This is a genomic window from Flavobacterium sp., from assembly GCF_031409475.1.
Classification (GTDB): Bacteria; Bacteroidota; Bacteroidia; order Flavobacteriales; family Flavobacteriaceae; genus Flavobacterium.
On sequence record NZ_JANNXH010000066.1, the window covers coordinates 71,303 to 94,233 of the forward strand.

At 32.7% G+C, this 22,931-nt stretch carries 22 protein-coding genes; 16 read left to right on the plus strand and 6 right to left on the minus strand.

Going from position 1 to position 22,931, the window contains the following annotated elements:
- Positions 1-102: 102 nt before the first annotated feature.
- From RMO53_RS12030 to RMO53_RS12090, 13 genes are all read left to right on the plus strand, one after another.
- Positions 103-1,278, plus strand: coding sequence for a 2-isopropylmalate synthase (locus RMO53_RS12030; RefSeq protein ID WP_310381076.1), 1,176 nt, complete (start codon positions 103-105; stop codon positions 1,276-1,278).
- A gap of 14 nt (positions 1,279-1,292) precedes the next feature.
- Positions 1,293-2,408 carry a 3-isopropylmalate dehydrogenase gene (gene leuB, locus RMO53_RS12035; RefSeq protein ID WP_310381078.1) on the plus strand — a complete coding sequence of 372 codons (1,116 nt, stop codon included), beginning with the start codon at positions 1,293-1,295 and terminating at the stop codon, positions 2,406-2,408.
- 52 nt (positions 2,409-2,460) lie between these two features.
- Complete coding sequence (gene ilvD, locus RMO53_RS12040; protein WP_310381081.1) at positions 2,461-4,134, plus strand: dihydroxy-acid dehydratase; 1,674 nt, start codon at positions 2,461-2,463, stop codon at positions 4,132-4,134.
- 57 nt (positions 4,135-4,191) lie between these two features.
- Positions 4,192-5,889 (plus strand): biosynthetic-type acetolactate synthase large subunit, encoded by a 1,698-nt coding sequence (gene ilvB / locus RMO53_RS12045; RefSeq protein ID WP_310381083.1) that lies wholly within the window; start codon positions 4,192-4,194, stop codon positions 5,887-5,889.
- Between the two features lie 4 nt (positions 5,890-5,893).
- Entirely contained in the window at positions 5,894-6,415 is a 522-nt protein-coding gene (gene ilvN / locus RMO53_RS12050; RefSeq protein ID WP_310381085.1) for an acetolactate synthase small subunit, read from the plus strand.
- A 46-nt stretch (positions 6,416-6,461) separates the two neighbouring features.
- The gene (ilvC, locus tag RMO53_RS12055) at positions 6,462-7,931 is read left to right on the plus strand and encodes a ketol-acid reductoisomerase (protein WP_310381086.1); all 1,470 of its coding nucleotides are present in this window, start codon (positions 6,462-6,464) and stop codon (positions 7,929-7,931) included.
- Positions 7,932-8,272: 341 nt separating this feature from the next.
- A complete protein-coding gene (locus RMO53_RS12060; protein ID WP_310381087.1) occupies positions 8,273-9,394 on the plus strand; it encodes an NAD(P)/FAD-dependent oxidoreductase in 1,122 nt (373 codons plus the stop codon).
- A 28-nt stretch (positions 9,395-9,422) separates the two neighbouring features.
- Positions 9,423-10,133, plus strand: coding sequence for a methyltransferase domain-containing protein (locus tag RMO53_RS12065; protein ID WP_310381088.1), 711 nt, complete (start codon positions 9,423-9,425; stop codon positions 10,131-10,133).
- 72 nt (positions 10,134-10,205) lie between these two features.
- A complete protein-coding gene (locus RMO53_RS12070) occupies positions 10,206-11,258 on the plus strand; it encodes a type III polyketide synthase (RefSeq protein ID WP_310381091.1) in 1,053 nt (350 codons plus the stop codon).
- A 6-nt stretch (positions 11,259-11,264) separates the two neighbouring features.
- A complete protein-coding gene (locus tag RMO53_RS12075; protein WP_310381094.1) occupies positions 11,265-11,693 on the plus strand; it encodes a FabA/FabZ family ACP-dehydratase in 429 nt (142 codons plus the stop codon).
- Between the two features lie 68 nt (positions 11,694-11,761).
- Positions 11,762-13,036, plus strand: coding sequence for a beta-ketoacyl-[acyl-carrier-protein] synthase family protein (locus RMO53_RS12080; RefSeq protein ID WP_310381096.1), 1,275 nt, complete (start codon positions 11,762-11,764; stop codon positions 13,034-13,036).
- Between the two features lie 2 nt (positions 13,037-13,038).
- A complete protein-coding gene (locus tag RMO53_RS12085; RefSeq protein WP_310381099.1) occupies positions 13,039-13,293 on the plus strand; it encodes an acyl carrier protein in 255 nt (84 codons plus the stop codon).
- Positions 13,290-13,787 carry a 4'-phosphopantetheinyl transferase superfamily protein gene (locus RMO53_RS12090; protein WP_310381101.1) on the plus strand — a complete coding sequence of 166 codons (498 nt, stop codon included), beginning with the start codon at positions 13,290-13,292 and terminating at the stop codon, positions 13,785-13,787. Before RMO53_RS12085 ends, RMO53_RS12090 begins: the two co-directional genes overlap by 4 nt.
- A 3-nt stretch (positions 13,788-13,790) precedes the next feature.
- Here RMO53_RS12090 and RMO53_RS12095 read toward each other — a convergent pair whose 3' ends face one another.
- Both RMO53_RS12095 and RMO53_RS12100 read right to left on the minus strand, forming a co-directional pair.
- Positions 13,791-14,387: a 3'-5' exonuclease gene (locus tag RMO53_RS12095; RefSeq protein WP_310381104.1), complete on the minus strand. Its 597-nt coding sequence runs from the start codon at positions 14,385-14,387 to the stop codon at positions 13,791-13,793.
- Positions 14,388-14,390: 3 nt separating this feature from the next.
- The gene (locus tag RMO53_RS12100) at positions 14,391-16,307 is read right to left on the minus strand and encodes a DUF294 nucleotidyltransferase-like domain-containing protein (protein ID WP_310381106.1); all 1,917 of its coding nucleotides are present in this window, start codon (positions 16,305-16,307) and stop codon (positions 14,391-14,393) included.
- 182 nt (positions 16,308-16,489) lie between these two features.
- Here RMO53_RS12100 and RMO53_RS12105 point away from each other — a divergent pair, with 182 nt between their 5' ends.
- Positions 16,490-16,996 carry a DUF2911 domain-containing protein gene (locus RMO53_RS12105; protein WP_310381108.1) on the plus strand — a complete coding sequence of 169 codons (507 nt, stop codon included), beginning with the start codon at positions 16,490-16,492 and terminating at the stop codon, positions 16,994-16,996.
- A 158-nt stretch (positions 16,997-17,154) separates the two neighbouring features.
- Here RMO53_RS12105 and RMO53_RS12110 read toward each other — a convergent pair whose 3' ends face one another.
- The 3 genes from RMO53_RS12110 to RMO53_RS12120 all read right to left on the minus strand — a co-directional run bounded on the left by RMO53_RS12110 (position 17,155) and on the right by RMO53_RS12120 (position 20,864).
- Entirely contained in the window at positions 17,155-18,498 is a 1,344-nt protein-coding gene (locus tag RMO53_RS12110; protein ID WP_310381111.1) for a DEAD/DEAH box helicase, read from the minus strand.
- 192 nt (positions 18,499-18,690) lie between these two features.
- Positions 18,691-20,229, minus strand: coding sequence for a DEAD/DEAH box helicase (locus RMO53_RS12115; protein ID WP_310381114.1), 1,539 nt, complete (start codon positions 20,227-20,229; stop codon positions 18,691-18,693).
- A gap of 107 nt (positions 20,230-20,336) precedes the next feature.
- The gene (locus tag RMO53_RS12120) at positions 20,337-20,864 is read right to left on the minus strand and encodes a DUF6155 family protein (protein ID WP_310381117.1); all 528 of its coding nucleotides are present in this window, start codon (positions 20,862-20,864) and stop codon (positions 20,337-20,339) included.
- Between the two features lie 101 nt (positions 20,865-20,965).
- Here RMO53_RS12120 and RMO53_RS12125 point away from each other — a divergent pair, with 101 nt between their 5' ends.
- Positions 20,966-21,244 (plus strand): DUF3817 domain-containing protein, encoded by a 279-nt coding sequence (locus RMO53_RS12125; RefSeq protein ID WP_310381119.1) that lies wholly within the window; start codon positions 20,966-20,968, stop codon positions 21,242-21,244.
- The gene (locus RMO53_RS12130; RefSeq protein ID WP_310381122.1) at positions 21,237-22,502 is read left to right on the plus strand and encodes a mechanosensitive ion channel domain-containing protein; all 1,266 of its coding nucleotides are present in this window, start codon (positions 21,237-21,239) and stop codon (positions 22,500-22,502) included. Before RMO53_RS12125 ends, RMO53_RS12130 begins: the two co-directional genes overlap by 8 nt.
- Here the strand turns inward: RMO53_RS12130 and RMO53_RS12135 are convergent.
- Positions 22,499-22,891, minus strand: coding sequence for a hotdog domain-containing protein (locus RMO53_RS12135; RefSeq protein WP_310381125.1), 393 nt, complete (start codon positions 22,889-22,891; stop codon positions 22,499-22,501). The two genes, RMO53_RS12130 and RMO53_RS12135, sit on opposite strands and share 4 nt — an antisense overlap.
- Positions 22,892-22,931: the final 40 nt, after the last annotated feature.

The window sequence follows — 22,931 nt, forward strand, 5'->3', positions numbered from 1 at the left end:
GTTGCTTTATAAATAGTATATTCTACCGAAATTGGTTTTATATTAAAGTAATGAAATCTATTTTTGTTACAAGATGTGAAATTACATTAAATATATTAAAAAATGAATAGAGAAAAAGTCCAAATTTTTGACACCACATTGCGAGATGGCGAACAAGTCCCAGGATGTAAATTAGACACCAACCAAAAACTTGTTATTGCTAATCGACTCGATGAAATGGGTGTTGATATTATCGAAGCAGGTTTTCCTGTTTCTAGTCCAGGAGATTTTTTATCCGTTTCGGAAATTTGTAAAATTGTAAAAAATGCGACTGTTTGTGGACTTACAAGAGCCGTTAAAAATGATATTGATGTTGCAGCTGCAGCTTTGAAATATGCCAAAAAACCTAGAATTCATACCGGAATTGGAACTTCGGATTCCCACATCATCCACAAATTACAAACAACCCGAGAAGATATTATTGCAAGAGCAAAACAGGCAGTTTCACATGCTAAATCGTATGTCGAAGATGTAGAGTTTTATGCCGAAGATGCTGGTAGAACTGATAATGCTTTTCTTGCCAAAGTATGCGAAGAAGTAATAAAATCAGGTGCTACAGTGCTTAATATTCCAGACACAACAGGATATTGTTTGCCCGAAGAATACGGTGCAAAAATAAAATATTTAAAAGAAAACGTAAAAGGTATCGAAGGTGTAATTCTTTCTTGTCATTGTCATAACGATTTAGGAATGGCAACCGCAAACTCCATTGCAGGAGCAATAAACGGTGCAAGACAAATAGAATGTACCATAAATGGAATAGGAGAAAGAGCAGGAAACACAGCACTCGAAGAAGTGGTGATGATATTCAAACAACATCCATATTTGAATTTAGACACGAATATAAATACACGACAACTAAACGAAATGAGTCGTTTGGTTTCTGAAAGTATGGGAATGATGGTGCAACCCAACAAAGCCATTGTTGGCGCAAATGCTTTCGCGCACAGTTCTGGAATTCATCAAGATGGTGTGATAAAAAACCGTGCTACTTATGAAATCATGGATCCTTTAGATGTTGGTGTCAATGAATCTTCAATTATATTAACTGCCAGAAGCGGTAGAGCAGCACTGGCTTACAGAGCAAAAAAAGTGGGTTACGAATTGACCAAAGTACAATTAGACATTGTATATGTTGAGTTTCTAAAATTTGCCGACATCAAAAAAGAAGTTTTAGACGGAGATATTCATCAAATAATTGAAGCTTGTAAAATTGAAAGCGAGTTGGTTAGAAATTAATAAGTATTAAAATAATGAATTTAAAAATAGCCGTACTTTCAGGAGATGGAATTGGTCCAGAGGTAACACTTCAAGCAAAAAAAGCTTTGTACGCTATTGGTGTGGTTTATAATCACGAATTTGTTTTTGAAGACGCATACATTGGAGCAATTGCAATCGAAAAAACGGGAAAACCACTTCCAGACCAAACCTTGAATTTATGTAGAAATACAGATTCTATTTTGTTTGGAGCAATTGGAGATCCAAAATATGATAACGACCCATATTCAAAAATACGTCCCGAACAAGGATTGCTCAAACTCCGAAAAGAATTGGGTTTGTTCGCAAACATAAGACCTATAAAAGCTTATCCAAAATTGATGGATTCTTCTCCTATAAAAAAGGAAGTATTAAAAGGAACCGATTTTATAGTGTATAGAGAATTGAACGGTGGAATGTATTTTGGAGAAAAAACATTAAATGAATCTGGAACTTATGCTTCTGATTTGTGTGAATATAATAAAGAGGAAATTTCAAAAATAACCCATTTAGCATTCAAAGCTGCACAAACCAGACGCAACAAAGTAACTTTGGTAGACAAAGCAAATGTTATGGAAACCTCCAGATTATGGAGAAAAGTAGTTTCGAAAATTGCTAATGAATACCCAGAGGTAACTTTGGAATGTTTGTATGTAGACAATGCGGCCATGCAAATTATATTGAATCCAAGACAGTTTGATATTTTGCTAACTGATAATCTATTTGGTGATATTTTATCAGATGAAGCCAGTGTTATTTCAGGTTCTAAAGGATTAATGTCTTCGGCATCTTTGGGCGAAAAACATTCGCTTTTTGAACCCATTCACGGTTGTTATACCGAAGCAAAAGATAAAAACATTGCCAATCCAATCGCTTCTATACTTTCTGCAGCCTTATTATTAGAACATTTTGGACTTTCAACAGAATCTAAAAAAGTCATTGCGGCAGTAGAAAAAGCAATCGTCAGTAATGTTGTTACTTTAGATTTGAAAGTAGATTCGCAATTTGGGACTAATGAAGTAGGAGATTTTGTGGCAAATTATATATTAAACGAAGGTGATTCCTATTTCAAAAAAGATTTTGTTCAAATAGGACAATCAACAATAGTGTAGAGACGTAATACAGTACGTCTAAATAATTTTGATAAAAAATTAAATTAAAATAATGGAATTAAATAAATACAGCAAAACCATCACGCAAGACGAAACGCAACCTGCAGCACAAGCCATGTTGTACGGAATTGGTTTAACTGAAGAAGATTTAAAAAAAGCACAAGTCGGAATTGTTAGCATGGGTTACGAAGGGAACACTTGCAATATGCATTTGAATGATTTGGCCAAAGAGGTTAAAAAAGGCGTTTGGAAGGAAGATTTAGTAGGATTAATTTTCAATACAATAGGTGTAAGCGACGGAATTTCGAACGGAACGGACGGTATGCGTTATTCGCTAGTTTCTCGTGATGTAATTGCCGATTCTATCGAGACTGTAATGGGAGCACAATGGTATGACGCCTTGATTGCCATTCCAGGTTGCGACAAAAATATGCCAGGTTCCGTAATGGCAATGGGTAGATTAAATCGTCCTGCAATTATGGTTTATGGAGGTTCGATTCATTCTGGTAAATGGAAAGGAGAATCTTTGAATATTGTTTCGGCTTTTGAAGCATTAGGAAAAAAATTTAGTAACACAATTAGCCCTGAAGATTTTAAAGGCGTTATAAAAAATGCTTGCCCTGGCGCTGGTGCATGTGGCGGAATGTATACAGCAAACACCATGTCATCGGCAATCGAAGCATTAGGAATGAGTTTGCCATACAGTTCATCAAATCCTGCTTTGAGCGAAGAAAAAAAACAAGAATGTATCGATGCTGGTAAAGCCATCAGAATACTATTGGAAAAAGATATAAAACCAAAAGATATCATGACCAGAGAAGCTTTTGAAAATGCAATTACAATTGTTGCTGTTTTAGGAGGTTCTACGAATGCGGTTATGCATTTAATTGCAATGGCACATGCAGTTGATATCGAAATTACATTAGAAGATTTTCAAGCTATAAGCGATAAAACTCCACTTCTTGCTGACTTGAAACCAAGCGGTAAATACTTAATGGAAGATTTACACGAAGTTGGTGGTGTTCCAGCGGTCATGAAATATTTATTAAAAGAAGGATTATTACACGGAAATTGTTTGACCGTAACCGGAAAAACTTTAGCCGAAAATTTAGCTAATGTTCCTGATTTAAATGATGGACAGGAAGTGATTCATGAAATTCAAAAAGCACTAAAAGCAACAGGAAATATTCAAATTTTATATGGAAATCTAGCTTCAGAAGGTTGTGTTGCAAAAATTAGTGGTAACGAAGGCGAGTATTTTGAAGGAACAGCTATTGTTTATGAAAATGAACATGATGTAATCACAGGAGTTCGCGGCGGTGAAGTCAGACCAGGAAATGTCGTCGTCATTCGATATTGTGGACCAAAAGGCGGACCTGGAATGCCAGAAATGCTAAAACCAACCTCAGCCATAATGGGTGCAGGATTAGGAAAAAGTGTCGCTTTGATTACCGACGGTCGTTTTTCTGGTGGCTCTCACGGATTTGTAGTTGGGCATATCACTCCCGAAGCTTTTGATGGTGGTGGAATTGCACTTGTCAAAAATGGAGATGTTATCACAATTGATGCTGTAAAAAACACGATAAATTTAAAAATTTCGGATGCGGAATACGCAGAACGAAAATCAAATTGGGTACAACCTGCTTTAAAAGTAAATAAAGGCGTTTTGCTTAAATACATACGATCCGTTTCGAGTGCTTCAACAGGATGCGTAACGGATAAATAAGTTTAAAAAATCAATTACAATTGCTATAAAAAATCAATTGTAATAAAAATAAATATAATGAAAAACAACAAAATATCAGGCGCTGAAGCCGTTATTAGATGCTTATTAGAAGAAGGAGTTGACTTGGTTTATGGTTATCCTGGTGGAGCTATTATGCCAGTTTACGACGAATTATACAAGTATAAAGACCAATTACAACACGTTTTAGTACGACACGAGCAAGGCGCAACTCATGCAGCACAAGGTTTTGCTAGAGCAACAGGAAAAGTAGGTGTGGCAATTGCTACTTCTGGTCCAGGAGCAACAAATCTTGTTACCGGAATTGCCGATGCTCAAATCGATTCTACTCCAATGGTTTGCATCACGGGTCAAGTTGGTAAACATTTGCTAGGCTCAGATGCTTTTCAGGAAACGGATATTATCGGAATTTCAACTCCAGTAACGAAGTGGAATTATCAAATTACCGATGCTGCCGAAATTCCAGAAATCATCGCCAAAGCATTTTATATTGCTAAATCTGGTCGTCCTGGTCCAGTATTAATTGATATTACAAAAAATGCACAATTTGATGAATTCGAATTCAGTTATAAAAAATGTACTTCAATTAGAAGTTATAATCCAAAACCAACTTTAAACCTTGAAAAAGTAAAGGAAGCGGCGGAATTAATTAATAATGCCAAAAAACCATATATCATTTTTGGACAAGGAATTATTCTTGGTCAAGCCGAAGCCGAGCTAAAAGCCTTGGTAGAAAAATCAGGAATTCCTGCAGCTTGGACCATTTTAGGACTTTCGGCTTTACCAACAGACCATCCACTAAATGTGGGAATGTTAGGAATGCACGGAAATTACGGACCAAATGTTTTAACAAACGAATGTGATGTTCTCATTGCACTCGGAATGCGTTTTGACGATCGCGTTACCGGAAATTTAGCAACTTACGCAAAACAAGCCAAGGTAATTCACTTTGAAATTGATCCTGCCGAAGTCGATAAAAATGTAAAAACAACCGTTGCTGTTCTCGCAGATGTCAAAGAATCTCTGACCGCATTACTTCCGTTTATCGAAAATAAAACTCACGAATCTTGGCACAACGAATTCAAAGAAAAATACCAAATTGAACTCGATAAAGTAATCATCGAAGAGTTAAACCCAACAAACAACAAAGGAATCTCAATGGGTGAAACTATCGAAATGATTAACAAATATTCTAAAGGAGATGCGATAATTGTACCTGATGTTGGGCAACACCAAATGTTTGCTTGCCGTTATGCCAAATTCAATTCAACCAAGAGCATGATTAATTCAGGCGGTTTAGGAACTATGGGATTTGCTTTACCAGCCGCAATTGGTGCTAAAATGGGAATGCCAAATCGTGAAGTAGTTGCTATTATTGGTGATGGTGGTTTTCAAATGACAATACAAGAATTAGGAACTATTTTTCAGACCAAAGTTCCAGTGAAAATTGTGGTTTTGAATAATGAATTTCTAGGAATGGTGCGTCAATGGCAAGAATTATTTTTCGATAATAGATATGCTTCTACCGAAATGATCAATCCAAATTTTGTAGCTATTGCCGAAGGCTATTATATAAAAGCAAAAAAAGTAACCAAACGAGAAGATTTAGATGCAGCTGTTGCCGAAATGATGGCTTCAAAAGATTCTTATTTTCTTGAAGTAATGGTAGAAAAAGAAAACAATGTATTCCCTATGATTCCAACAGGTGCATCTGTTGCAGATATTAGATTAAGTTAATATTATGGAAAATAAAACATTCACCATTTCTGTTTATTCAGAAAACAACGTGGGTTTACTCAACAGAATATCAGGAATATTCTTGAAACGCCACATCAATATATTGAGTTTAAATGTATCCGAATCCGAAATAGAACACGTTTCAAGATTCATCATTGTCGTTGATACAACCGAAAAATGGGTACAAAATATTGTAGGTCAAATCGAAAAACAAATCGAAGTCATCAAGGCATTTTATCACGTAGACGAAGAGACAATTTTTCTGGAAAGCGCATTATTTAAAATACAATCCAACTTGTTGTTTGACGAACGTCAAATTCAGAATATTATTAAAGATAGCAATTCAGATATGGTAACGGTTTCGAGAGATTTTTTTGTGATTTCAAAATCAGGAAAACGTGCTGAAATAGACGAATTGCATGCAAAATTAAAACCCTTCGGAATCATGCAGTTTGTGCGTTCAGGAAGAATATCGGTTTCCAAAGAAAAAATGGAAATCTCAACATTACTAGAGGATTTAAGCTAGTTTTAAACACAAATTATTAAATTTTACATTCATTAAACATAAAAAAATGGCAAATTATTTCAACACATTACCTTTAAGATTACAATTAGAACAATTAGGCGTTTGCGAATTCATGGATCAATCTGAATTTGCTGACGGAATAGCAGCACTTGCAGGAAAAAAAGTAGTTATCGTAGGTTGTGGAGCACAAGGTTTAAACCAAGGTTTGAACATGAGAGATTCAGGTTTAGATATTTCGTATGCGTTGCGTGCCGATGCGATTGCTCAAAAAAGAGCATCATTTATGAATGCTGCTGACAATGGTTTCAAAGTTGGAACTTATGAGGAATTAATCCCAACAGCTGATTTAGTTTGTAACCTTACACCAGACAAACAGCACACTTCAGTCGTAACAGCAATCATGCCTTTGATGAAAAATGGATCTACTTTGGCCTATTCTCACGGTTTTAATATTGTTGAAGAAGGAATGCAAATTCGTAAAGACATTACCGTTATTATGTGTGCTCCAAAATGTCCAGGATCAGAAGTTCGTGAAGAATACAAAAGAGGTTTTGGCGTACCAACACTAATTGCTGTTCACCCAGAAAATAATCCAAATGGAGAAGGTTTTGCTCAAGCAAAAGCGTATGCTGTTGCAACTGGAGGACATAAAGCAGGAGTTTTAAACTCATCGTTTGTAGCCGAAGTAAAATCTGATTTAATGGGAGAACAAACCATACTTTGTGGCATGTTGCAAACCGGTTCTATCCTGTGTTTTGATAAAATGGTCGAAAAAGGAATCGAACCCGCTTATGCTTCTAAATTAATTCAATACGGTTGGGAAACAGTAACCGAAGCCTTGAAACATGGCGGAATTACCAATATGATGGATAGACTTTCGAATCCTGCAAAAATCGAAGCGTATGAATTAGCAGACGAGTTGAAAGATATTATGCGTCCGTTGTTTCAAAAACACATGGATGATATTATTTCTGGAGAATTCTCTAAAAACATGATGATTGATTGGGCAAATGATGATATTAATTTGTTGACTTGGAGAGCAGCAACTGCTGAAACTAATTTCGAAAAAACAGCGCCAACTGCTGCACATATTTCAGAGCAAGAATATTTTGACAACGGTGTTTTGATGATTGCAATGGTAAAAGCAGGTGTAGAGTTAGCTTTTGAAACCATGACTGAATCTGGAATTATCGAAGAATCTGCGTACTACGAATCATTACACGAGTTGCCTTTGATTGCCAATACTGTAGCAAGAAAAAAATTATATGAAATGAACAGAATCATTTCTGACACTGCAGAATACGGTTGTTATTTATTTGATCATGCCTGCAAACCTTTGTTAGCAGATTTCATGAAAACTGTTGATACAAACGTAATTGGAAAACCTTTTTCTACTTCAAACGGAGTTGATAATGCAGTTCTTATTGCAGTAAATAGTAGTATTCGTCAACATCCAATAGAAGAAGTTGGAGCTTGGTTGAGAGAATCAATGACGGCAATGAAAAAAATAGGATAAGTTTAAAAATTAGGAATTACCACACGGCGAGAGTGTGCTGTAATTTGCATAATATCATTTGGTTTCATAATATTTGAATTAGTTAAAACTTATTGCAAAAATAAAATGAATAAATGCATATTACATTCACTTAACGTTCGACGAAGTTAAGGTTAAGTGAAGTAATCCCTAATATTTTTTATTTATAATTTCAACAATGAATTATTGGATTTCCTATACTATTATTGTTTGGATATATTATTAAAAAGGCGAGGTAGTTCACTATCTTGCCTTTATTTTTTAATATTCAATTAAGTTCAAATGAATATTTTTTGAGAGAAATTACCTAAATTTGTCTCAATATGGAAACAAACTCTGCTGTTGCAATACTTGGTGGTGGTTTAGCAGGATTAACTGCAGCAATACATTTGTCAAAAATTGGAATTCAGGTTGTATTAATAGAAAAAAATAGTTTCCCTAAACACAAAGTCTGCGGCGAATATATTTCTAATGAAGTGCTTCCATATTTGAATTGGTTGGGTTTAAATATAAATCAATTAGAACCAACTAATATAACAAAGCTTCAATTCTCAACTTTAACTGGTACAAACATAAATTGCAATCTTCCGCTTGGTGGATTTGGAATTAGTCGTTATGTTTTAGATGAATTTTTATATAAAAAAGCATTGGAGAATGGTTGTGAAATCATACATGAAACAGTTGAAAATATTAATTTCACAGCCGATAATTTTGCAATTACAACCTCTGATAATTTGATTGTAAATTCAAAAATCGTAATTGGAGCTTTTGGGAAACGTTCTAACATTGATCAAAAAATGAATAGAGATTTTATTCAAAATAAATCCCCTTGGCTAGCTGTAAAAGCACATTACTCTGGAGATTTCCCCAATGACTTGGTAGGGTTGCATAATTTCAAGGGAGGTTATTGTGGTGTTTCCAAAGTGGAGAATAATGCAATTAATATTTGCTATTTAGCAGATTATAAAACTTTCAAGCAGTTTAAAAATATAGACGAATATCAAAAAGAAATAGTCTCTAAAAACCCTCATTTAAAAGCAATTTTCGAAAATTGTACTTTGCTTTTTGAAAATCCATTAACCATTAGCCAAATCTCTTTTGAGAAAAAAAAAGCGATAGAAAATCACCTATTGATGATTGGCGATTCAGCGGGATTAATACATCCTCTTTGCGGCAACGGAATGGCTATGGCAATCCATAGTGCTAAAATTGCAAGTGAATTAATAGCTAAATTTTATACTAATGAAATCAAATCTAGAGCCGATTTAGAAAAACAGTTTGAAAAGGAATGGAATTTTAATTTCAAAAAAAGATTGCAAACCGGACGATTTCTGTCATGTATTTTGCAAAAACCAAAACGCTCTGAAGCATTGCTGCGCATATTAGTCAGAGTTCCATTTTTGCTGCAATTAATTATAAAAAACACACACGGAAAAACTATTTAATTACAATTTTAACCGCAATAAATTATAGATGTTTGTAAGCACAAAATATAGAACGAACAAACCAGAAATCATGGATGATTTTTCTATGGAAGGAGATCTTTTGCGTGATGCTTTAGTTAAAATTGCCAAAATAAATCAGCTTTTAGGAGGAAACAAACTAACTTTACAAGGCGTTCAATTTTTACTTTCAAATAGTGCTAAAAAACAACAAATTACGATTGTTGATGTGGGTTGTGGCAATGGGGATATGCTTAGAAATCTAGCTGATTTTGGAATTAAAAATAATTATAATTTGCAATTAATTGGGATTGACGCTAACAAATTTACCGTAAATGTAGCTTGTGAATTATCAATTCAATATCCTAATATTAGTTACCGTTGTATAGATGTTTTTGATGAAACTTTTGCAAAATTAAAATATGATATAGTTTTGTGTACGTTGACTTTACATCATTTTAAAGACAACGAAATTATGAAAATAGTATCCGTTTTTAATGCAAATGCAGCTATAGGAATTGTAATAAATGATTTGCATCGAAGTTCCGTTTCTTATCGTTTGTTTCAAGTAGTCTGTTTCGTTTTTAGATTAAATGCAATGTCGCGTGAAGATGGTTTGACTTCTATTTTACGAGGTTTTAAAAAAGCCGAATTGAAACAGTTTTCAGAAAAATTAAAGTTAAAAAAATATAGCATTCAATGGAAATGGGCATTTCGCTATCAATGGATTATTAGAAAATAGCATTAAGCAAAAGAAAATAGAATTAAATTTTTAAAATTGTCATTGAAATTGACATTGTTATTAGAATTAAATATGAGTGTAAAAATTAAATGTGTTTCCAAGCAATTGCCTAAATATTCTAGAACTACTCAAGAAATTTTGCCTTTTCTTGATGCATGGCTTTTGGGACAAGAACCTCGTTTTATTAGAAAAGTAAAAAAAATATTTGAAGGCGCAGCGGTTGATAAACGCTATTCTATCATGGATCCAATCGAAGTTTTTACCAAAACTTCTTTCGAAGAAAGAAATGATATTTATATACGAGAAGTAATTGATTTAGGCGAAAAAGTCATTGAAAAAGCGCTGCTAAAAGCCAATTGGAAACCGCAGGATTTAGATTACATCATCACCGTAAGTTGCACCGGGATTATGATTCCGTCTGTAGATGCGTATTTGATCAACAAATTGCAATTGCGGCAGGATATTGTTCGTTTGCCTGTAACCGAAATGGGTTGTGCTGCAGGAATTTCAGGAATAATTTATGCCAAAAATTTCTTGCAAGCCAATCCTGGAAAGCGAGCAGCAGTAATTGCTATTGAAAGCCCAACAGCTACATTTCAGCTTGATGATTTTTCTATGGCAAACATTGTTAGTGCAGCTATTTTTGGTGATGGTGCAGCTTGTGTTTTGCTATCGTCTCACGATGATGATGAAGGACCAAAAATTCTAGCCGAAGACATGTATCATTTTTATGACAACATTCACATGATGGGTTTTAAACTCACGAATTCAGGGTTGCAAATGGTTTTAGATATTGAAGTTCCAGAAACAATATCAACCCATTTTCCAGCTATTATTCACCCTTTTTTAGCAAAAAATAATTTAAATATTGAAGCAATTGATTATTTAATCTTTCATCCTGGAGGCAAGAAAATTGTACAAACAGTTGAAGATTTATTTTCTCCTTTAGGAAAAAATATAGATGAAACCAAAGAAGTTTTGCGTTTGTACGGAAACATGTCAAGTGCTACTGTTTTGTATGTTTTAGAACGAATTATGGACAAGAAACCAGAGAAAGGCTTTATTGGTTTGATGTTGAGTTTTGGTCCAGGATTTTCGGCGCAACGGGTTTTATTAGAGTTTTAAAAAAATATGGCTAACGAAAATATTTTATCGAAATTACCGTACTCCAAACCCTTTTTGTTTGTAGATGAAATCATTTCAATAAACGAAAATGGAGTAGAAGGAACCTATACTTTTGAACCAACTTTAGATTTCTACAAAGGTCATTTCAAAGATAATCCTGTAACGCCAGGAGTCATTTTAATCGAAGTAATGGCGCAAATTGGCGTCGTGTGTCTGGGAATATTTTTGATGAATGATACATTTAATAAAAATACTTTAATAGCTTTAACATCAAATGAAATAGAATTTTTAAAAGTTGTTTTTCCAAATGAAAAAGTAACTGTAATTTCAGAAAAAATCTATTTTAGATTTGGAAAATTAAAGTGCAACGTCATGATGAAAAATGAACAAGGTGAAGTAGTGTGTAGCGGATTTATTTCTGGAATGATAATTTAATTAGGAGGATGAGATTAGCTGCGCTCAGTTCGCTGTGCTCGGGTGTCTTCGTTCCTCGCAATGACAAAATGAGTAAACGTGTTGTAATAACGGGTCTTGGTGTAGTTGCTCCAAATGGAGTAGGACTTAATGCGTTTACAACTGCCATAAAAAACGGAATTTCAGGAATAAAACACGATCCAGAATTAGAACGATTGCAATTCTCTTGTCAAATTGCTGGAAAACCGGAAGTTTCAACTGATTTGTCATTGCACTATTTTACGGAATTAGAATTGCGAAATTTTAATTCTACGGGAATATTATACGGGGTTATTGCGGGAATTGATGCCTGGAAAGATGCAGGATTGTCAATAGAAATCAACGATGAACCCGATTGGGATAGCGGAACCATTTTTGGAACTGGAACTTCTGGAATTGATAAATTTAGAGAAAGTATTTATAAAATAGATGATTTTCAAACCCGAAAATTAGGAAGTACCGCTGTGGCGCAAACTATGAATAGTGGCGTTAGTGCTTACTTAGGCGGAAAATTAGGATTAGGTAATCAAGTAACAACTAATTCCTCTGCTTGTACAACAGGAACTGAAAGTATTTTGATGGCATTTGAGCGCATCAAATCAGGACAAGCAAAACGTATTTTGGCAGGAAGTACGAGTGATTCTGGACCTTATATTTGGGGTGGATTTGACGCTATGAAAGTCTGTACTTTTAAACATAATGCAGCACCAGAAAAAGGTTCAAGACCAATGTCAGCAAGTGCTTCTGGATTTGTGCCAGGAAGTGGTGCTGGAGCATTATTGTTAGAAGATTTAGAAACTGCATTAGAACGTGGAGCCAAAATTTATTGCGAAGTTTTAGGCGGAAATATAAATTCAGGTGGACAACGCGGTTTGGGAACAATGACCGCACCAAATCCAACTGCGGTACAAAAATGTATTAGAAATGCACTTGATAACGCAGGAATAAATGCAAAAGATATTGACACTATTAATGGGCATTTAACGGCAACTTCAAAAGATAGTTTGGAAATTCAGAATTGGAGTGTAGCATTGAACAGAAAAGGAATTGATTTTCCTTACATAAATTCTCTAAAATCAATGGTTGGACATTGTTTGTCTGCAGCGGGAAGTATCGAAAGTGTGGCTTCGGTTTTGCAATTGCATCATGGATTTATTTTCCCGAATATAAATTGTGAAGATTTAAATCCTGAAATAACTGCTATAATTGATGAAACTAGAATAACGCAAAAATTAATTGAAAAAGAATTGCATATTATTGCAAAAGCAAGTTTTGGTTTTGGCGATGTAAACGGCTGTGTTATTTTTAAAAAATATCAAATATAAATATGAATAAGCAAGAAATAATAAGTCAGTTAAAAACTATAGTAAAACCTTATGTCAAGAATCAAGAAGCTTATGACAACCTAACTGAAAGCACCGATTTTATTACAGATTTACAAATAAATTCAGCTAACTTAGTGGATGTGATTTTAGATATAGAGGAGGTTTTTGATATTGTAATAGACAATCAATCTATGGAACGAATGCTTGATGTAAAATCAACTTTGGAAATTATTGAAACTAAATTATCCCAAAAATGATAGGAAACGATATTGTAGATTTGGATTTAGCCCAAAAAGAAAGCAATTGGAAACGCAAAGGTTTTTTGGATAAAATTTTTACGAAAAGGGAACAAATACTTATTAATACGGCTATAAATTCTGAAATTATGGTATGGAATTTATGGAGTAGGAAGGAAGCTGCTTATAAAATTTATAATCGACAGACCGGAACTAGAGCCTTTATTTCTTTGCAATTAGAATGTTATGATTTGGAAATTTTAGATGGAATAATTTTTGGAAAAGTACTCTGTAATAAAAATATTTATTATACAAAAACAATTTTTTCAAGCGAATTTATATATTCTGTTGCTGCAGTAAATAGGGAAGATTTTGAGGCTATTCAATCGATTAAAAACACAAATGAATTTATAAAAATTGATGGTATTCCGAATAGGTTTAACAGTCAAAAATCGATTTTAAGACCCGTTTCTATAAGTCATCACGGAAGATTTAGTGAAATTATTACTATTTAAAAATTACTTTATTCCCAATCTTGATTTTAATTTTAAAAACAGTAATCCAATTTTATAGGCATCTTCTGAAGAAGAATTTCTATCACTCATAGGTATTTTATAAATGGTGCTTAATTCGTCTAGAGAGAATTGTTTATCGTTGATATCATTAAGTTTTCGATGCATTACATCAATATCTAAAGCCTCGTTTTTTAATTTGCCGCAGTTTAATTTATCTAATGCTGCATTTATCATTTCAACATCAAAATGAATTCGATGGCCTACTAATACTGAGTTTCCAATATATTCAATTAAAAATTGAATTGCATCTGGTTCTCCCATTTTTTTAATTTTGCTTTCAACAATAAATTCGTTTGAAAGACCATTTTCATACAAAAACTTATATTGCAATAAAACAACTTCAAAGCTATCACCAATAATAATACTATTATCTATGATAGAAAAGGAGCCAATTGATAAAATAACATCTTTATCGATATTTAATCCTGAAGTTTCGGTGCTTAAAACAACAAATCTTTTTGACTTATTTTCAAATTTTTTAAGGTAGTTATTCCAAAATTCGGGATATTCTCTATTTATATTTTTTAGCCAGTCTATCATAATTTATGAAAATTGGGTAAGTTTAAACTTGTTTTTAATTAGTTCTTCCAATTCTTTCATTGGTGCTAAAGCATTTTTTAGATTTTCTTTATCGATTTTTGATAATTCGTTTAAGCTAATGTATTGACCTGAATTGTCATTCTTTAAACCTTCGGTTACTCTAAATTTTGATAAAATTATAAATGCTTCGGCGCAATTTAAATAAACTTCCTTATTTCTAGAATCAACAATCGCTAATTGTTTGAATCTTAAGTAAGTATTGTTAATTCCTTTTAGATTATTACTTAACGAAAAAAGCCGTGCACCATCGACAAGTGGCAATATAGCAAGCGTTTTTATATCAAATTTATCTTTGTTTGGTCCAGTTTCTACAACATTAAAATTTTTAAAGAAGCTTAAAGGTGCATTATTTCTAAGGGCATCATTACCTAGAAAATCAAAAAATAAAGTATTGTTTTTAGAGTTATTATAAATGATATTTTCAATGGCTTCTTCTATCTTTTGCTCGCCAAATGCAATTTCAAAATCAAAGAAAACGCTGCTTATGTCATTGCTGTTTTCACCTGGAGTATTCATCCAGCTATTGTATTGTTTTGTCCAATCAGTCAATGATTTACACCACAACATATTACTCGCCATATGACCATTTTCGCATAAAGTGTAACCCACTTTTTCTAATATAGCAGTGGTTCTTTTGGCTAACTTTAGAAAATAATCCTTGACTTCTCTATATTTTTCTACTGTAACATCTTCAAAAATTAAAATACTGTCTTGATCGGTTTGCAATAATTGTTCTTTTCGACCTTGACTACCAATACTTAACCAAGCAAAACGAGCAGGAGGTGAGCCTAAATCTAAAATTGATAATTCAACGGATCGCTTTATTATGGCTAAATTAATTTCGCTAGCAATATTGCTTACATGAGAAAGAGGGATGTTTTTGTGCAATGATTTTTGAATTAGATCCGACAATCGCTCTCTAATTAATTTTAAATCTTTTGGAGACTGTGACCGTTTAATTTCTTTTATTAAAACACCAGGGTTACTAGCTTGAGCTACTATTAAATCGTGTTCAGAAATAATTCCTTTTACTGCTGATTTATCTGTTCCATCTTGAGTAACGCATAAATGAGTGACGTTATGTTTTAAAATAAGCAGCTGAGCTTCGGCTAAGGAGACATTTTCGACAACTGTAATCACAGGTGAAGCCATAATTTTATCAATACTCTCAGAAATTGGAAAACGTCCAGTTGCAATTTTAGAACACATATCGGTATTGGTAACAATACCAATAGGGATTTTGTTTTCACAAACAAGAACACTATTTGAACTTGCTTCGGTCATAAGTTGAGCAACATCTTTGATTATACTTGTTGCTTGAGTTATTAATGGAGAATTACTGTAAGTTAATGACTGAAAGTATTGCATTTCAGATTTTTGATCCGAGTAAAACACATTGTCAGAAATTAATTTTCCTCTCCTGTTTTCTTTATCATTAGGATTGCTCGTATTTAAAGCGAAACTATGCAAAAGAAAGTCTAAAACTTCTGAATTATTTGCAACAAAAGGTCTGAAAGTCGCAATAGGAATGGCATAAATTATGCTTTCTTCGCGTGCTTTTGCCGTCATCATATAATTATTTTTAGCAAAAAACGGGCGTAAACCAAAAACATCACCTTCGACACATTTATTCAATAAAGCCTCTTCCGCGTCAGCAATTACGGATAAATTAATAACTCCAGATGCAACTACATAAAAACTATCGTGCAAAACATCGTTAATTTGAAACAACGTTTTGTGCTTTTCTAAATTAACTACCCGAATATTTGTAGCAATCTCCGATAATTCCTGAAATGTCAAGTTGTCAAATGGCGGATATTCCTTTAAAAAATCGGCTATGTGTTCTGCAATTGTATTCATAAATAGGTTTAAATAGGTATAGTTTTGTAAAAATAATAAATTAATAAATTATATTGTGCTCATTCTAAGACGAAAGCTAATTATTTATGTAATTCCTAATTTTTTCATAAAATTAGAGCCTTTTTTATATAATTAATTTCGATTATTTACTTTTATGATGTATAACTAAAACATTTTATATCATGAGATTTCAAAAAAAATTGAGTTTACTTTTGATGACTTTATTCATCACATTTTATTCTAATGCACAAGAAAAGCCCACAAGTTCAGCAGAATCAGTATCTGGGAAGATAAATGGCGCTAATATTACAATTAAATACGGTAGTCCATCTGTTAGAGGAAGAGAAATTTGGGGTGGATTAGTGGCTTTCAATCAAGTTTGGCGCGCAGGTGCAAACGATGCTACAACATTTGAAACAGATAAAGATCTTACCATACAAGGTTCAAAATTACCTGCGGGTAAATATTCGTTCTTTGTTATTCCGAGTGCTACTGAATGTGTATTGATTTTTAATAAAGATGCAAAACAATGGGGTTCGTATAAGTACAAAGAATCCAATGATCAAATTCGTGTATCCGTAAAACAAAAAGCTTCTGATTCAAGTATTGAAAAATTGATTTATTCTATCAATAATAAAGACATCGTTTTGAGTTGGGAAAAATGGAATATCGCTTTCAATGTAGAATAGTATTTAATAAATTCATTATCAACATTACTTAGCAATAGGTAATGTTTTTTCTTTAATAATAAAGGCTTTAAGTTGTATTAATCAAATATTCTATTTTACATAATATAAATTATAGTGCATAAATATGACGTTTAAATAAGTCATAAGTATTACGACTATTATCTTTTTTGATTCGTTTGAACGAGTTCCGTTTTTGATGATTTTTCGGTTTTAATTTGTTGTAAATAATTTGCCAATAGTTTATCTATCAATTCGTCTTTGGTAAGATGATGAAAAACAGTTTTGATTTTGGTTTTTAAGTCCAATGAAATATCGTGATTGGGTTTTGTCTTAAAAATTTGTTTTGCCCACAATAAAATATTGTTTTCTTCAATATTTTCAGATGATGGTTTTTGAAACTTGCTGAATTTGATTCCAAGTTCTCGCTCGAAATCTGCAATTTCTGCAACTTCTTCTTGCTGTAAAACAGTTAGCGAAAGTCCTTTGGCTCCAGCTCGAGCAGTTCTACCGCTGCGATGAACATACACTTCATAAACATCGGGTAAGTGATAATTTACCACATAAGAAATGACTGCCACATCGATTCCTCTTGCTGCTAAATCGGTTGCAACCAATATATTGATGTGTCCTTCACGGAATTGCTCCATAATTCGATCTCGAATACCTTGCGACAAACTACCATGCAATGCTCCAGACGAAAATCGATTTATGGCTAAATTTTTAGCTAATTTATTGACTGCGGCTTTGGTTTTACAAAAAATAATTCCTCGCTCTCCTTCTTTAGATGTTAGAAAATGCATCAATACATTCAGTTTTTCAATAGGATCGACTACAATATACTGATGATCTATTTCTTGATTACCTATAGTTTCCATGTTGGCACTGACTTGAACTACATTTTTGTTTAAGTAATTCTGAATCAGTTGCTTTATGGTTCCAGGCATGGTTGCCGAAAACAAAAAAGTCTTGCGATTTTTTGGCAATTCGGCGATGATTTCGTCTAAACCTTCTTTCAAAATTGTCACCATTTCGTCCGCTTCATCCAAAACTAGAAATTTAGTTTCGTTTAATCTAATGGCTTTGCGTTGTATCAAATCAATTAATCGTCCCGGAGTTGCCACAACAATATGTGTTGGTGAACTTAATCGTTCAATTTGTGGTTTTATTGGAATTCCCCCGCAGGTTGCAGCGATGGAAACTTCGGGAAGGTATTTTGCAAAGGATTCTAAATTACTAAAAATTTGATGTCCTAATTCACGTGTTGGAACGAGTATTACGGCTTGTATTGTTGTATTTGTGGTGTCTATTAATTGCAATAATGGTAATCCAAAAGCAGCAGTTTTTCCAGTTCCCGTTTTTGCAAGCCCAACAATGTCATGAGTATTTGATAGAAATAACGGAATTATTTCTTGTTGAATTTCGGTGGGTTTAACAAACTTTAACTCTGTTAAAGCTCTAAGAATTGGTGCTGAAATTCCTAAATCGGAGAATTGTTTAGTCATTTATTGGATTTATATTTTATAAAGAGGTGTTTGGAAATCACAATTTTTAGCCCCGATAGTAGCGGTATCCTTTTTATTGCTTTACTAAAATTTTGTTAGATTGAACTGAGCTTAAAAGCAATAAAAAGATAAAGCGAATAGCGGGAAATTGCTACTAAAAAAGCTGTATTAATGGTTTTAAATCATCGAGTACTAATCCTCTTCATTCATTATTTTTTCACGGTACTTCTTCCCTATTAACAACGTTAATTTTAATTTATAATCGTCCATAAGCCATTCTCGGTAGTTTTTACTGCATTGACTTAAACATTTTGAATAGCGTTTTACCCGACATTCAATGTCTGGTTCTAGTTCACGAGATAATGATTTTGCTTGCTGGAGTTCTTGGGTATTATCGACACACATGGCTGCATGCTGGTCAATTGATTTGTCTAATACGACTTTTGAGCGTAAATTTTGTGCAATTGCCAACTTGTGTTCCTCATCAATATCCATCGTAACGACTTGGGTTTTGATAAATTTTTCACGTAATTCTGGTGGCATTGTGTATTTAAAATACAATTCAATTTCAGTATCGTCTCGTAAATTTTCGAGATAAAATTCAGGTGATTTAAATATATGTTGCCAATTTACGGGTTCGCTCCAAAGCCCAAAACGAGCTGCGTTGTTTCCTAAATCGATTACATTAAAAGTATTTTTATTGGGTAATTTTCTAGAACCACGACCTATCATTTGAAAATATAAAGTCAAAGATTTAGTAGCTCTATTTAAAATAATGGTCTCAACCGTAGGTTCATCAAATCCAGTTGTAAGAATCCCAACGGATGTTAGAATGGCATCTGGAGTTTTCTTGAACCAGTGCAAAATATCTTTTCGTTCCTGGTTGCTGCTTGTATTGTCTAAGTGTCGAATAGGAAATCCGGCTTCCTTAAAAGTTTCATAAACATATAAGGAAGTGTTGATACCGTTATTAAAAATAAGGGTTTTTTTGCCTAATGATTTTTCTGTATAAGCATGCAATAATTTTTCTTGCATGGCCATATTGGTATATAAATCATCGGATGATTTTACGGTGTAATCTCCATTTATACCTACTTTTAATGAAGTTAAACCTACATCGTAACTGTATGTAATTGCCTTTGCTAAAAATCCTTTATCAATAAGTGAACTTATATTATCTCCAACAACGAGTTCGTCATAGTTTTCGTGCATTGGTAATTTAATATTCGAACTCAAAGGTGTTGCTGTAACTCCAAGAATAAAAGCACTTTTAAAAGAACTCAATAATTTACGGAACGAATTATAATGTGCTTCATCAATAATTACTAAACCTATATTGTCAAGATGTAATTTTTCGTCATTGATTCTATTTTTTAAAGTTTCGACCATGGCTACAAAACAAGAATATTCGTTTTGATCTGGGAGTTCTTTTACTTTACTATTGATGATTTTATTACTAACGTCAAAACCTTTTAGCATTTTTGAAGTTTGCTTGCAAAGTTCTATTCTATGGGTTAAAACGACTACTTTTTTATCGTGTTTAGATAAATAGCGTCTTACGATTTCTGAAAACACGACAGTTTTACCACCGCCAGTAGGCAATTGATAAAGTAAATGATGTTTTGAAGGTGCATTATCTAATCTCTCGAAAATGGTATCTATATCCCCTTTTTGGTAGGCATAAAGTTCTTTTTTTTCTTCGATTTCTATTTCTAAAGTATTTTGCGACATTGCTTTTTGATAGGTTTTTGCAAAAATACGTCTAAAAAACAGTTAATTCATCAAATTTTGTTACTATTAATCAGTACTACTTAAATAAAAAAATGCTAGTTAATTTCTCAGTACTCAAATCTTTCTATGATTCCGTTAAATTCGGGTTCATTTTCCCAGTTTTGTATCAGTGTTTGCTGGTGTATTTTTATTATCCTTTCCTTAAATTCATTTACTATTCCATTACTTATCAAGAAAACTACGGCTTGTTCAAATGAATTGAAAATGCTTTTATAAAACAATTGTTGTTTTACGATTCGATCGGCTGAAAACGTTTGGGCAATCTCAATATTATAAAGCATTACATCAGCAATTATAAAAGGATCCACGCCTAAAAGTATAAAATGCTTGATGTATTTTTGGGCAACCGAACGCCGCATTTTTGGTTTACTATTTCTGCCAGATGTTTTTTGAGGAAAATATTCATTCGAAATTTTAATTTTACATTCCTTCAAGAGCGATTCTTCTTTTGGATTAAAAACAAAATCATAGAAAGTTTTTACAACACTAAATTTTTCATATAAATCAATAACCTGTTCTTCAAGTTGATTTTTATCAAGTTCTGATAAATATTTTTTTAAATCTCGTTTACTCATTATTTTCAATTATTAGTGCAAAAGTAAATTACTTTTGAATATTTACTTTAATAATCAATGATAATACTTAATTTTGTAATCTTAAATTTATAAAATAAATAATGCTCAAATTGTTTCGAATTATTGCTGTCTTGGAAGGAATATCTTCTATATTATTGTTCTTTGTAGCAATGCCATTAAAATATTTATTCAATAATAAGGAGTATATGCGTCCCATAGGGATGGCACATGGCGTATTATTCACATTTTTTATAATAATTGCATTATATTTTGCATTAAAGGAAAAATGGGATTTTAAAAAAGGATTTATTGTTTTTATTTGTTCTATAATTCCTTGTGGGACTTTTTATGTCGAAAAAAAATATTTGAAGGATGTTTAAATTAATCGAAAAAATATTCAGTTGGTGCTATCCTTTATTTAGAAAATGGGGTTTTGGAGATACGATTTCTGCTTATCTTAGTTTGATTATTAACATTCTCATTTTAAGTGTATTAGTCTATTTTATTTTTCTTTTTTTTAGATTTTTATTATCCAGAATCATGGAAATAGTGGCTAAAAGAACACACACTAAGTTTGACGATTTATTGATTTCGAATAAAACGGTAATGTATATTTCGCATCTTATACCTTTGTTATTTATTTATAAATCAGTACCTATAATATTAAAAGAATACAATTATTGGGAAGGTGTTTTTGGAAAATTAATTGGTATATACATCATCTTGTTATTATTGTGGATCGTAAGAACCATTTTTAATGCACTGCGTGATCATTTAAAATGTATGCCAGAATATAGTGACAAGCCCATCGACAGCTACATTCAGGTTATAATGATAATTCTCTGGATGGTTGGCGTTACGGTCATATTTTCGGAAGTTTTTGAAATAAAAATAGAAAAACTATTTGCTACTTTAGGAGCAATATCTGCCATTATACTATTAATTTTTAGAGATACAATACTTGGGTTTGTTGCAAGTATTCAAGTATCTGTAAATGATATGGTTCGAATTGGTGATTGGATCACAATGGACAAGTTTGGAGCAGATGGTGATGTAATTGAAATAAATTTAGCCACAGTTAAAGTTCGAAATTTTGACTACACAACAACTACAATTCCAACTTATAGCTTAATCTCAGATTCATTCAAAAACTGGCGCGGGATGCAAATATCCGATGGACGACGAATAAAACGTCATGTGTTAATAAAATCTAGTAGTGTTCGTTTTATAAAAAATGAAGAGTTAGAAGATTTAATGAAAATACAACTCATCACCGATTATATTATTAAAAAGAAAACTGAAATCGAGAAATATAATTTGCAAAATAATATAGATAAAAATTTATCTCTCAACGGGCGGCATTTAACAAATCTTGGACTGTTTAGAAAGTATATTACTAAATATCTTGAAAATCACGCAGGCTTAAATAAGGACATGCTATTAGTTTGTAGGCAATTACAGCCTACTTCTCAAGGAATTCCTTTAGAAATTTATGTTTTTTCAAAGGACAAGCAATGGGAAAATTATGAGTATATCATGTCAGATATTTTTGATCATATTATTGCCTCAATTTCTTATTTTGATTTAGAACTTTTTGAGTTACCATCTCAAGGAAAAGGTGTATTTGTTGAGGATTAAAAAGTATCTAATCGATCGCTAATAAATTCTATTTTAGTTTTTCCATGCGCTTTTGGTTTCCCATCTGCACCTAAACTTACCATAGTGACGGAGTCTATCGTGAGTATAGTTTCTTGGGTCATCATGTTGCGTGCTTCACATTTTAAAACGATTGACGAGTTACCAAATTTTACCACATCAATACCTATTTCAATAATATCACCTTGTTTGGCAGAACTTCTAAAATTAATTTCAGACATGTGCTTGGTTACTATTTTAGAATTTTCAAGTTGAATAATAGTATACAAGGCCAATTCTTCATCAATCCAAGCTAATAATTTTCCGCCAAATAATGTACCGTTAGGATTCAAATCTTCGGGTTTTACCCATTTTCTAGTATGAAATCGCATAATTTTTAATTTAATAAAGTAAAATTAAGTTATTCTTATT